Origin of the sequence: Frateuria defendens (assembly GCF_001182895.1) — a bacterium.
Classification (GTDB): Bacteria; Pseudomonadota; Gammaproteobacteria; order Xanthomonadales; family Rhodanobacteraceae; genus Frateuria_B; species Frateuria_B defendens.
In genome coordinates, this window is sequence record NZ_LFQR01000152.1 from 1 (window position 1) to 12063 (window position 12063).

Annotated in this window: 8 protein-coding genes, 1 tRNA gene and 1 pseudogene; 4 read left to right on the forward strand and 6 right to left on the reverse strand. The window is 67.4% G+C overall.

Annotated elements, in window-relative coordinates:
• Window positions 1-615: 615 nt before the first annotated feature.
• Window positions 616-1683 (forward strand): right-handed parallel beta-helix repeat-containing protein, encoded by a 1068-nt coding sequence (locus ACH65_RS16885; protein ID WP_161805627.1) that lies wholly within the window; start codon window positions 616-618, stop codon window positions 1681-1683.
• Between the two features lie 177 nt (window positions 1684-1860).
• Here ACH65_RS16885 and ACH65_RS16890 read toward each other — a convergent pair whose 3' ends face one another.
• Together ACH65_RS16890 and ACH65_RS16895 are read right to left on the reverse strand one after the other, a co-directional pair.
• A complete protein-coding gene (locus ACH65_RS16890) occupies window positions 1861-3048 on the reverse strand; it encodes an MraY family glycosyltransferase (RefSeq protein WP_082190389.1) in 1188 nt (395 codons plus the stop codon).
• Between the two features lie 969 nt (window positions 3049-4017).
• Window positions 4018-4092 (reverse strand) — tRNA-Val (locus tag ACH65_RS16895).
• A 127-nt stretch (window positions 4093-4219) separates the two neighbouring features.
• On the opposite strand from ACH65_RS16895, the gene ACH65_RS16900 reads away from it, so the two are divergent.
• Complete coding sequence (locus tag ACH65_RS16900; RefSeq protein ID WP_049623800.1) at window positions 4220-4549, forward strand: lipid-A-disaccharide synthase N-terminal domain-containing protein; 330 nt, start codon at window positions 4220-4222, stop codon at window positions 4547-4549.
• A gap of 93 nt (window positions 4550-4642) precedes the next feature.
• Here ACH65_RS16900 and metH read toward each other — a convergent pair whose 3' ends face one another.
• The 3 genes from metH to ACH65_RS16915 all read right to left on the reverse strand — a co-directional run bounded on the left by metH (window position 4643) and on the right by ACH65_RS16915 (window position 9470).
• Window positions 4643-7333, reverse strand: coding sequence for a methionine synthase (gene metH, locus ACH65_RS16905; protein ID WP_049623801.1), 2691 nt, complete (start codon window positions 7331-7333; stop codon window positions 4643-4645).
• Between the two features lie 115 nt (window positions 7334-7448).
• On the reverse strand, window positions 7449-8534 hold the full coding sequence (locus ACH65_RS16910; RefSeq protein WP_049623802.1) for a homocysteine S-methyltransferase family protein: 1086 nt from the start codon (window positions 8532-8534) through the stop codon (window positions 7449-7451).
• 9 nt (window positions 8535-8543) lie between these two features.
• Complete coding sequence (locus ACH65_RS16915; RefSeq protein ID WP_049623803.1) at window positions 8544-9470, reverse strand: metalloregulator ArsR/SmtB family transcription factor; 927 nt, start codon at window positions 9468-9470, stop codon at window positions 8544-8546.
• Between the two features lie 209 nt (window positions 9471-9679).
• Here ACH65_RS16915 and ACH65_RS16920 point away from each other — a divergent pair, with 209 nt between their 5' ends.
• Together ACH65_RS16920 and ACH65_RS16925 are read left to right on the forward strand one after the other, a co-directional pair.
• On the forward strand, window positions 9680-10843 hold the full coding sequence (locus ACH65_RS16920) for an acyl-CoA dehydrogenase family protein (RefSeq protein WP_049623804.1): 1164 nt from the start codon (window positions 9680-9682) through the stop codon (window positions 10841-10843).
• Between the two features lie 148 nt (window positions 10844-10991).
• The gene (locus ACH65_RS16925; RefSeq protein ID WP_049623805.1) at window positions 10992-11282 is read left to right on the forward strand and encodes a putative quinol monooxygenase; all 291 of its coding nucleotides are present in this window, start codon (window positions 10992-10994) and stop codon (window positions 11280-11282) included.
• 422 nt (window positions 11283-11704) lie between these two features.
• Here the strand turns inward: ACH65_RS16925 and ACH65_RS16930 are convergent.
• Window positions 11705-12063 (reverse strand): annotated as a pseudogene (locus tag ACH65_RS16930) (transposase); the annotation flags it as partial.

Genomic DNA, 12063 nt, shown 5'->3' on the forward strand with positions numbered 1-12063 from the left:
CAAAGGCCGGCCAGCCTGCGGAGGAGCTTCACTCCCGCCCAACGGCCGACCAAAGTACGACGAAGCCGCACAGAAGCATGCTGAAACGCCGCCAGTTTGCGGAAAAAAGAGCATGCTCGCCAATCTGGCCCGCCGTAGCTTGAAGACCAAGCACCACGCAAGCCATGCCTTCCGCACACGCCCAGCCGTGAAGGCGCGTGAACCATCCCGGATTTTTTGTCCCACCCGCCCTGCGACAGGACGCCATCTGGCATCCCCGGGCCATGCCTTGCATGGTGGTTCGTGAGCGCCGCATGAGCGGCGCCATTGGCCGTCTGTACGTCCAAATGACATTTGGCGGCAGGGGTTTCGCAGACGGCGCCTTCCGGCCGAGTTTGCTGAACGAATCCGTATGGTCGAGCTTGCTTGGCTTTGTGAAGGCCGTGCATCTTCCGCGTGAACTTCAGGTGACGAAGTTATTCACCCTTTTTCGACAAGGATGCTAACTCCATGACCACATAAGGCTTTTTTTCGATGATCGAACAGAAGACGAACCATGCCAGGTCCGCCAGTCTCCCCGCGGCCCGAATCAAGACCTTCCGCAAGCCGCTCCTTTTCGCTCTAGCCGCCCTCAGCTTGTCCGCCACCGCACTGCCGGCCGCCGCCGCCGACTGGTGGCGAACGACGCCTTCGCTGTCGATCGGCTCCACCACCATCAATGTCCGCGACAAGGGCGCCCGCGGCGACGGCCAGCACGACGACACAGCCGCCATCCAGGCCGCCATCAACGCGCTGCCGAGCAGCGGCGGCACCGTGGTGATCCCCTCCGGCATCTACATGATCAACGCGCAGAGTTCGATCAGCCTGCGTTCCCACGTGCGCCTGCAGCTGGCTTCCACCGCCCAGCTCAACGTCATTCCCAACGGCAGCGAGCGCTACTACCTGATCAAGGCGTGGAAGGTGAACAACGTGGAGATCACCGGCGGGCGCATCGTCGGCGACCGCGCCAAGCACCGCGGCAGCACCGGCGAGTGGGGCTATGGCATCAACATCCTCGCGTCGAGCAAGGTCTACGTGCACGACATCGAGGCATCGGAGTTCTGGGGCGACGGCCTCTACGTCGGCGCCATCGGCAGCGCCGGCAGCGCGATCGCCTCCGCCGACGTGACGATCAACCGCGTAGTGTCCACCGGCAACCGCCGCCAGGGCCTTTCGATCACCCCGGCCGACCGCGTCTACGTGGTCAACAGCACCTTCAGCAACACCAACGGCACCAAGCCGGAGGCGGGCATCGACATCGAGCCGCAGACGCAGGGCAACAGCACCAACATCCGCATCGAGAACACCACCCTCGCCGGCAACCAGGGCAACGGCCTGGAAGTGCACGACCACGTCAGCGGGCTGGTGGTGAAGGGCAGCACGATCAAGTCCAACAAGGGCTTCGGCATCTACACCGGCAGCCCGAGCAAAGGCACCATCTCGGCGAACACCATCACCGTGAACGGCCTGGACGGCGTGGGCATCACCCGCACCTCGCACGATTTCCAGATCACCGGCAACACCATGACCTACAACAGCGCCAACTACTTCCTGAGCCGTGGCCTGTCGGTCTACACGCAGGGCGCCAACGGCTCCACCCGCGACCTGCAGGTGGCCAGCTCTGCCTATAACATCTCCGTTTCGGGGAACAAGTACACGCCGTAAAACGACGGGCGCCGCGTGCGGTCCGGCCTGCCGGCCTGCGCGCGGGGCATGGGCGGTCGCGATCTGTCGTGCCGGATCCGGATGTCCGGGGCCGGGCGCTTGCCGCAGCCATGCGTGAAGCCGGCCGCCAGGAGGCGGCCGGCTTTTTTCCATCGATGCCCCGCAGGGCGGCGATGCCTACTTCGAGGACCTCGCGGCGCCGCCCGGCGGTTTCTTCTTGCGCTCGTAGCCCGTGCCCATGCGCTCGCTCAGCGGGGTGGGGAAGGGGGCGATGCCGGCGCCGAGCAGTTCGCTGGTAGGCGCGGGCGAAGGCAAGGCGGCGGGGGCCGCTTCGGCCGGGCTGGCCTGCTGCTGCTTGCGCCAGATGCGCCACATCAGGGTGATGTAGATGTCGGCGAGCGCGGCGAAGGCCAGCAGGTTGCTGCCCGGCGCCAGCGAGTGCGTCAGCATGCCGGTGAGCGCCAGCGCGACCGCCAGCGCCACCAGCGCGGCCAGCGTGGCGCGCGGGCCCAGGCCAGCGCGCAGCATGATGTGGTGGATGTGGCCGCGGTCCGGCTTGAACGGCGACTTGCCCTCGCGCAGGCGCCGCACCATGACAGCCAGGGTGTCGAGCACCGGCAGCGCCACGCACCACAGCGTGTCGATGGCCGACAGCTCGTGCGAGGGCTCCTGGCTCAACCGGATCAACGACCACGCCAGCATGTAGCCCACCAGCATGCTGCCGGCGTCGCCGAGGAACACCTTGCGCCCGACCAGGCCCAGGTTGGCCACCAGGTAGGGCAGCAGGGCGGCCGCCAGCAGCACCAGCACGATCACCCGCGGCCATTGCAGCGCGTCCTGGTACACCAGCATCGCGCCGATGCTCACCAGGGCCAGCGAGCCGGCCAGCCCGTCGATGCCATCCATCATGTTGAAGGCGTTGAGCAGCCCGATCACCGCCACCACGGTCAGCGGAATGCCGAACACGCCCAACTCGAACTCGTAGCCGAACAGGTGCCCCAGCGTGTGGATGTGCACGCCAGTGACCGCGATCATGGTGAGCACCGCGGCCGCCTCCACCAGCAGGCGGGTGCGCACGCTCACGTTGTAGCGGTCGTCCAGCGCGCCGACCAGGGCCAGCACCGCGGCGGTGCCGAGCAGGGTGCGGACGAACAGCTGCGCATCGCCGTCCAGCAGCACCCCGGCCATCACGCCGACCAGCGCAGCCAGGCCGCCGACCAGCGGAATGTCGCCCACGTGCTGCTTGCGGGCGTCGGGGTGGTCGACCAGCCCCCAGGCGCGGGCGAAACGGTAGAGGATCGCGATCGCCAGCGCCGAGGCGCAGGCCGCTGCCAAGCAAGCGAGAGCCACCCGGGAATATTGCATGTGCGCCCATCCCTATCGTCCTGGCCTGCATTGGCGCGAAACAGCGGCTTTCGTCGCGCCGGCACGACCTCCGCTGCACGCGCTATGACACGCATGTAGCGAAATTCGGATATCCCCCGCTCCCTAGCGCCGCGATCGGATGGCGCATTGCGTGAGATTAGATAAGGGCCAGTGCATTTGCCGTCAATGCAGCGATGGATTCCGATAGGCTTTTCGGCCGCCTGAATTATGGCTTATGGATCAGTTTGTCTTGGCTGTTTGGGGGTCTGTTTTGGGTTGTAATTTTTTCCGTAGTGGTGCGATGCCGTTTCACGATGTCGACCGGAGGATTAATGGCGGGCGTTGATGAGGGGCGGGGCGGCAATAGCCTTCCCTGATGGAGATATTGCAATGCGGTGCGCGCGAGGCCTTAGAGTCAGGTGCGGGGCGAGGGCGGCTCCGTTGCCGGTGGAGCCCCGTAGACCGTGTTGTGGCGCCGATCCTGGGCGATCCGCGAGCCGCAGGTTGTGGGGCGAATGAATCCGCGGAGAGCCAGCGAGGGCATGATCCGGAAAGATGCGGCGACATCATTCGCAGCATAATGGCGCGCCTATTATGCCGGCTTGCTTGAATTGCATTTGGAATGGGCGAGAAAAAGCTGGCGATGACAATTGAAGTGTGTGGATTAACCATGGCATGCGCCTTGCGGCGATCCGCGGGCGCTTACTCGATCCAACATCGATTTACGTCGATAGAATCGGTCGTCTTTTCTTGAAAAATATTCAGGCTGTCGTCCGGCCTATGGTTGGGCCGATGGCTGTTTAATTGAGCCTATGGCCTTTAGTCGGCGCATCATGTTCATGAATGTGAGCGCCGCGAAATAACGGCTGCGAAAAAAACGGCGCGCTCGCCCGGCTTGCGGTCTGGGGGACGATGGCACCGGAAACGAAGAAGGGCCCGGCGATGCCGGGCCCTTCTTCGTCGATTCGGTGGTGGGCGGTACAAGGATCGAACTTGTGACACCTGCCGTGTGAAGGCAGTGCTCTACCGCTGAGCTAACCGCCCGCCGGGAGCGCGAAACTATACGGGGGTTGGTGCGGCGGGTCAAGCTCTCCCTGAAGCTTGCAGAGACGGCGGGGACGAAAGGAGGGGATTGATACAATCGTGCTCTCTTTTTTGGATGGTTTCTGCCATGCACGAAGTTTTGGCCCAGTTGCACATGATCACGATCACGCCGTGGAAGCTGGTCGGTTACCTGGGCACCTTCCTGTTCACGGCACGATGGTTCGTGCAGTTCTACGCTACCAAGAAGCAGAAGAAAGTGGTGGTACCGATGATGTTTTGGTACCTGTCGGTCTCGGGAAGCTTGCTCACGTTGGTGTACTTCATCTGGGGCAAGAACGACTCGGTGGGCATCATTCAGACCGCCTTCCCGATGATCGTGTCGATCTACAACGTGTTCGCGCACCTGCGGCGACACAAGCCGGAAACGGTGCGGCCGGGTGGTCCGGAAGAGAGTTGAGGCCGAGCGACCACCGAGCTGGGCGGACGAGCTACGGTAGGCGTTTGCGGCCGGCCCGATGGGCTTCCATCGGGCGAGGCAGGTTCGAGGTAGCTACTCCGGGTCGTAGTCCAGGTTCGGCGCCAGCCAGCGCTCGGCTTCCTCCAGGCTCCAGCCCTTGCGGCGGGCGTAGTCCTCGACCTGTTCGCGGGTGAGGCGGCCGACCACGAAGTACTGGCTGTCCGGGTGAGAGAAGTACCAGCCGGAGACGGCCGCGGTGGGGAACATGGCGTAGCTGTCGGTGAGCGCGATGCCGGTGCTGGCGGTGGCGTCGAGCAGGCGGAACAGGGTGGCCTTCTCGGTGTGGTCGGGGCAGGCGGGGTAGCCGGGGGCGGGGCGGATGCCGCGGTAGCGCTCGGCGATCAGGGCGTCGTTGTCCAGCGCCTCGTCCGCCGCGTAGCCCCAGAACTCGCGCCGCACGCGCTCGTGCAGGCGCTCGGCGAAGGCCTCGGCGAGGCGGTCGGCCAGTGCCTTGAGTAGGATGGCGGAGTAGTCGTCGTGCGCCGCCTCGAAGCGCGCCACGTGCTCGTCGATGCCGATGCCGGCGGTGACGGCGAAGCCGCCGATCCAGTCTGCCTTGCCGCTGTCCTTGGGTGCCACGAAGTCGGCCAGGCAGAAGTCGGGGCGCTCGACGGGCTTGTCGACTTGCTGGCGCAGATGGTGCAGGGTGGCGAGCGCTCTGCCGTCGGCGCCGCGGACCACGATGTCGTCGCCCACGCCCGATGCGGGCCAGAAACCGATCACGCCGCGGGCGTGCAGCCATTTCTCCGCGATGAGGCGGTCGAGCATGGCCTGCGCATCGCGGTACAGCTCGCTGGCCTGTCGGCCGACCACGTCGTCGTCGAGGATGGCGGGGAAGCGCCCGGCCAGTTCCCAGGCGTTGAAGAACGGCGTCCAGTCGATGTAGCCGCGCAGCTCGGCGAGGTCGTAGTCGTCGAACACGGTGAGGCCGCTCGTGCGCGGTTGCGGCGGCGCGTAGTCCGCCCAGTCGCAGGTCCAGCGCTGGGCGCGGGCCTTCTCCAGCGGCACCAGGGTCTTGCCGGGGCCGCGGTGGCGGTGGCGCTCGCGGATGTCGGCGTACTCGGCGCGGATCTTCGCCATGAAGGCGTCCACCAACTCGCGGCTCACCAACGACTGCGCCACGCCCACCGCGCGCGAGGCGTCCTTCACCCACACGGTGGGCGCCTTGTAGTGCGGCTCGATCTTGAGCGCGGTGTGCGCGCGCGAGGTGGTGGCGCCGCCGATCATCAGCGGCAGGTGGAAATCCTGCCGCTGCATTTCCTTGGCGACGTGGCTCATTTCCTCCAGCGAGGGCGTGATGAGGCCGGAGAGACCGATGATGTCGGCGTTCGCCTCGCGCGCGGCGTCGAGGATCTTCTGCGCCGGCACCATCACGCCGAGATCGATCACCTCGAAGTTGTTGCAGCGGAGCACCACGCCGACGATGTTCTTGCCGATGTCGTGCACGTCGCCCTTGACCGTGGCCATCACGATGGTGCCGTTGTTCTTGCCGGCGTCGCCGCTGCGCGCCTTCTCCTCCTCGATGTAGGGGATCAGGTGGGCCACGGCCTTCTTCATCACGCGGGCGGATTTGACCACCTGCGGCAGGAACATCTTGCCGGCGCCGAACAGGTCGCCGACCACGTTCATGCCGCTCATCAGCGGGCCCTCGATCACGTCGAGCGGGCGGCGGCTTTGCTGGCGGGCTTCCTCGGTGTCCTCCACCACGTACTGGTCGATGCCGTGCACCAGCGCGTGGGCCAGGCGCTCGCGCACCGGCTTCTCGCGCCAGGCCAGGTTCTCCACCTGGGCCTCGCCCTTCTTGCCCTTGTAGCGGTCGGCGATCGCCAGCAGGCGCTCGGTGGCGTCGGCGCGGCGGTTGAGCACCACGTCTTCCACGCGCTCGCGCAGTTCGGCGTCGAGGTCGTCGTAGATCGCCAGCGCGCCGGCGTTGACGATGCCCATATCCATGCCCGCCGCGATGGCGTGGTAGAGGAACACCGAGTGGATCGCCTCGCGCACCGGGTTGTTGCCGCGGAAGGAGAACGACACGTTGGAGACGCCACCGGAGACGTGGCTCCACGGGAAGCGGCGCTTCAGTTCACGGGTGGCCTCGATGAAATCCACCGCGTAGTTGTCGTGTTCCTCGATGCCGGTGGCGATGGCGAAGATGTTGGGGTCGAAGATGATGTCTTCGGGCGGGAAGCCGAGCCGCTCGGTGAGCAGCGCGTAGGCGCGCGAGCAGATCTCCACCTTGCGCGCGCCGGTGTCGGCCTGGCCCTGCTCGTCGAAGGCCATCACCACCGCGGCGGCGCCGTACTGCTGCACCAGCCGCGCGTGTTCGAGGAAGGCCTCCTCGCCTTCCTTCAGCGAGATCGAGTTGACGATGCCCTTGCCCTGCAGGCAGCGCAGGCCGGCCTCGATCACGCTCCACTTGGAGGAATCCACCATCACCGGCACGCGGGCGATGTCGGGCTCGGCGGCGATCAGGTTGAGGAAGCGCGCCATCGCGGCCTCCGAGTCGATCAGGCCCTCGTCCATGTTGACGTCGATGATCTGCGCGCCGTTGGCGACCTGTTGGCGCGCCACCTCCACGGCTTCCTCGTAGCGCTCTTCCTTGACCAGTTTCTTGAACTGCGCCGAGCCGGTGACGTTGGTGCGCTCGCCGACGTTGACGAAGTTGAGGTCGGGCGTGAGGACGAGCGGTTCGAGACCGGCGAGGCGGGTGTAGCGGGGTGTGCTCATGCGTTTTCCCCCCGCCCTTGCCGGGAGGGGATCGCGATAAGGGGACGGTAGGCCAGCTGTGCTGGCGCCTTCTCCCCGCCGGGGAGAGGGCGCGGATGGCGGCAGGGGCGCGGCATTACGCGGCCTCCCGCAGCGCACCCGGCAGCGCGCGCGGCGCCACGCCGCGCACCGCCTCGGCGATGGCGCGGATGTGCGCGGGGGTGGTGCCGCAGCAGCCGCCGACCAGGTTGAGCAGGCCCTCGCGGGCGAAGCCGGCGATCACGGCGGCCATGTGCGCGGGCGTCTCGTCGTACTCGCCGAAGGCGTTGGGCAGGCCGGCGTTGGGGTGGGTGCTGACGTGGCACTCGGCCTGCTCGGCCAGGGTCTGCACGTGCGGGCGCAGGTCCTCGGCGCCGAGCGCGCAGTTGAGGCCCACCGAGAGCGGGCGCGCGTGGCGCACCGAGTACCAGAACGCCTCGGCGGTCTGGCCGGAAAGCGTGCGGCCGGAGCGGTCGGTGATGGTGCCGGAGATCATCAGCGGCACGCGCGCGCCGCGCTCGCGGAACAGCTCGGCCAGCGAGTACAGCGCGGCCTTGGCATTGAGCGTGTCGAAGATGGTCTCGACCATGACGAGGTCGGCGCCGCCGTCGAGCAAGCCACGCGCGGCCTCGACGTAGTTGGCCACCAGTTCCCCGAAGCTCACGTTGCGGAAGCCCGGGTCGTTGACATCGGGCGAGAGCGAAGCGGTGCGGCTGGTCGGGCCGAGCACGCCGATGGCGTAGCGCGGCTGCTGCGGCGTGCGCGCGGTGTAGGTGTCGCAGGCGGCGCGGGCCAGCCGGGCGCCTTCGCGGTTGAGCTCGTAGGCAAGGTGCTCGAGGCCGTAGTCGGCCTGGCTGATGCGAGTGGAGTTGAAGGTGTTGGTCTCGACCAGGTCGGCGCCCGCCTCCAGGTAGGCCTCGTGCACGCCGCGGATGATCTCGGGGCGGGTCAGCGAGAGCAGGTCGTTGTTGCCTTTCAGCTCGCAGCCGGGGTGGTCGTGGGCGTGGCCGTGCGCATGGTCGTGGCCGTCGGCGAAGCGCTCGCCGCGGAAGTCGACTTCCTCCAGCCGGTGGCCTTGCAGCATGGTGCCCATGCCGCCGTCGAGGACGAGGATGCGTTCGCGCAGCGTGTCTTCGAGGCGGGCGACGCGGTCGGGGTGGAGCCAGGGCAGGGTGTTGTTCATGGCGGCACTTTAGGGTTTGCGGGCCAGCAGGCTGATCACTTCGAAATACGGCGCCTTGCGCTCGCGGCTCAGGCGCGTGCAGCTCATCACGTCGAGGCCGGCGCGGCGGGCCAGGTCGCCGAGTTCCTCGTGCGAGAAGCCGAGGTTGCGGTGGTCGAACGGCTCCACCACTGCGCGGTGCGCATGCTTGCCGAGGGTCACGGCGAGCAGGCGGCCGCCGCGCCGCAAGAGGCGCGCAGCCTCGGCCACCGCCTTGGCGGGATGCTCGGCGTAGGTCAGCGCATGCAGCATCAGCACCAGGTCGAAGCGGCGCTTGCCGAGCTCCAGCGCCTGCATGTCGCCGTGCAGCACCTCCACGTTGGCGAACGGGGCCAGCCGGCGCGTGGCCGCCTCCACCACGCGCTCGCTCGAATCCACGCAGACGATCGAGCGCGCGTGCGGCGCCAGCAACTCGGCGGTGACGCCGTCGCCGGAGGCGATGTCGAGCACGTCGCCGGTTTCCAGCAGCTGCAGCAGCGAGCGGGCCAGGGTCTCCCAGGTGCGGCCGGGCGAGTAGTGGCGCTCCATGTCGCCGGCCACGGTGTCGGCCCAGCCTTCCTCGCTGGCGCGCTGGGCGAGCACGCCGGGCAGGCGCGCGGCGTCTTCGCGCAGCAGGGCGTCGTCGATGCTCTCGCGCAGCGAGCCGAGCAGGGCGTGCTGGTGCGCGTCGGACTCGTTGTTGGCGCGGTAGTAGGCGGAGACGCCGGCGCGGCGGTCGCGTACCAGCCCGGACTCCTTCAGTTTGGCCAGGTGGGTGGACACGCGCGGCTGCGCCAGGTGCAGCACCGCGGCCAACTCGGCCACGGTCAGCTCCTCGCGTTCGAGCAGGGCCAGCAGGCGCACGCGGGTGGGATCGGCCAGCAGGCGCAGCACGCTGGAGGCGGTCGCCAGATCCATCGAGTATCCGTTTATCGCGATAAAAAGATGATAAAGGCTAGGCCTTGCGTTGCAAGGCGTCAAGGCGTGGGTGATGGGCGGGCTGGCACGGAGAAGGAACGGGCGCGGCCGGCGGCGTCGTGCGCGCCTTTTCCGCTGCGCACAAAAGCTTTCGCGCCGCCCACGACTAGACTTGCCGCCCGATTCCCTCCCTTCCCCCGGAGCCACGCATGGATTTCCGCTTCACCGAAGAGCAGCTGTCGATCCAGGCCATCGCGCGCGACTTCGCGCAGCGGCGCATCGCACCGGTGGCGGCGGAGCTGGACGCCAAGGGCGAGTTCCCGCTCGACAACATCCGCGAGATGGGCCAGCTGGGCCTGATGGGCATCGAGGTGCCGGAGGCCTACGGCGGCGCCGGCATGGACCCGATCGCCTACGTGCTGGCGATGATCGAGATCGCCGCGGCGGATGCCGCCACCTCCACCATCATGTCGGTGAACAATTCGCTGTTCTGCAACGGCATCCTCAAGCACGGCACGGAGGCGCAGAAGCAGACCTACGTGCGCGCCATCGCCACCGGCGAGGCCATCGGCGCCTACGCGCTGACCGAGCCGCAGTCCGGCTCCGACGCCTCGGCCATGCACACCCGCGCCAGCCGCAACGATGACGGCGACTGGGTGATCAACGGCAAGAAGAGCTGGATCACCTCCGGCCCCGTGGCGCGCTACCTCGTGCTGTTCGCCCTCACCACGCCCGGCGTCGGCGCCCGGGGGGTGTCGGCCTTCATCATCGACACCCAGAAGCCGGGCTTCCACGCCGGCAAGACCGAGCCCAAGCTCGGCATCCGCGCCTCGGCCACCTGCGAGATCGAGCTCAGCGACTACGTGTGCCCGAAGGAGAACCTGCTGGGCGAGGAGGGCAAGGGCTTCGCCATCGCCATGGGCGTGCTCGATGCGGGGCGCATCGGCATCGCCTCGCAGGCGGTGGGCATCGCGCGCGCCGCGTACGAGGCCAGCTTGCAGTGGTCGCGCGACCGCAAGGCCTTCGGCCAGCCGATCGGCAGCTTCCAGATGACCCAGGCCAAGATCGCCGACATGAAGTGCAAGCTCGACGCGGCCTGGCTGCTCACCCTGCGCGCGGCCTGGGCCAAGGGCGAGGCGGAGCGCAGCGGCAGCGGGCGCTTCGGCACCGAGGCCTCGATCGCCAAGCTCACCGCCTCGGAGGCAGCGATGTGGATCACCCACCAGGCGGTGCAGATCCACGGCGGCATGGGGTATTCGAAGGAGATGCCGTTGGAGCGCTACTTCCGCGACGCCAAGATCACCGAGATCTACGAGGGCACCTCGGAGATCCAGCGGCTGGTGATCGCGCGGGCGGAGACGGGGCTGCGCTGACGTTCGATAGCGGCGAACGCCCGGCCGCCGCGACGGCCGGGCGTTCCGGGCCATTTTCGCGGCCGTACGAAAAGTGTTTGTCCGCTGGCCCCGTTTTTCGCCGCCGCCGGGGGATCGAACATGTCGCGGCATCCCACGGAGATCTGCCATGACCGCGCCCCTTATCGTCGTCGCCACCATCGTGGCCGCGCCGCCGTTCCTCGAAGCCGTCGAACAGGCCCTGGCCGCCGCCGTGCTTGCGGTGCGTACCGAGTCCGGCTGCGAGCAGTACGACCTGCACCGCGACCTGGCCGATCCGCATCGCCTGGTGATGGTGGAGCGCTGGTGCGACGAGGCCGCGCTGGCCGCGCACGAGCGGGCGCCGGCCTTCCTCGCCCTGGCCGCGGCGCTCGAAGGCCGCGCCGCCCTGGAGGTCGTCAAGCTCGCCCGGCTGGCCTGAACGCCGCCGCCGCGCGGCAGGGTGAACGGCATCGCGCGGCCCACCCCGCGGCAGCGCAAAAAAAAGCCCCGGCATGGCGCTAGCCGTTCCGACTAGCTGTTGGTTTTCGAGGTTGTTACCCTAGCCCCTGATCGAGCATCAGGGGCTTTTTCGTGCCGAAGGCTACGAAGCGAGGCGGCCACAGCGTGTGCCGCCGCCCGTCGGTATGTTGCAAGTCAACTTCTGCCGGAATCCTGCCTGCGATAACTTTGGATGCCCGCCAGGGAATTCATGCGGAGGGTCCAAAGCAGCAAAGGATGAGCCTCCGTACGTGATGAGCGGCGGCGGTGGCTCCCTGCCGCCAACTGCGATCTTGGTCATCTTGCTCACTCCAGATGGCGATAGTGAATCGCTTATCCGGGTGTCCGTGGAACGGGGGCAAGATCACGCCCCAACTGCACCACTTGCACGAAACAGCGCCGAGAACTCGGCCAAGTGAACCTGGCGAAACTCCCGGAGCGTGCGATGGGCCGGGAAGTTGTCCGCGCCCAGCACCCGGAAGGCCACGTCCTGCTCCAGCGACCGGGCGATCTTGCGCGAGGAAAACACCCCACTGGCATAGGCGTACACCAGCACCTTGACCATCATCGCCGGATCGAACGGCTGACGCCGTCGTCCATCGCCCGCATGGCGCGCATGGAAGGCCGCCAGATCCAGCGCATCCACCGCATCGCTGACGAACCACACCAAGTGGCCCTCCGGCAGCCACTCCTTCAGCGAGAGCGGCAGCAGCAGGAGTTGG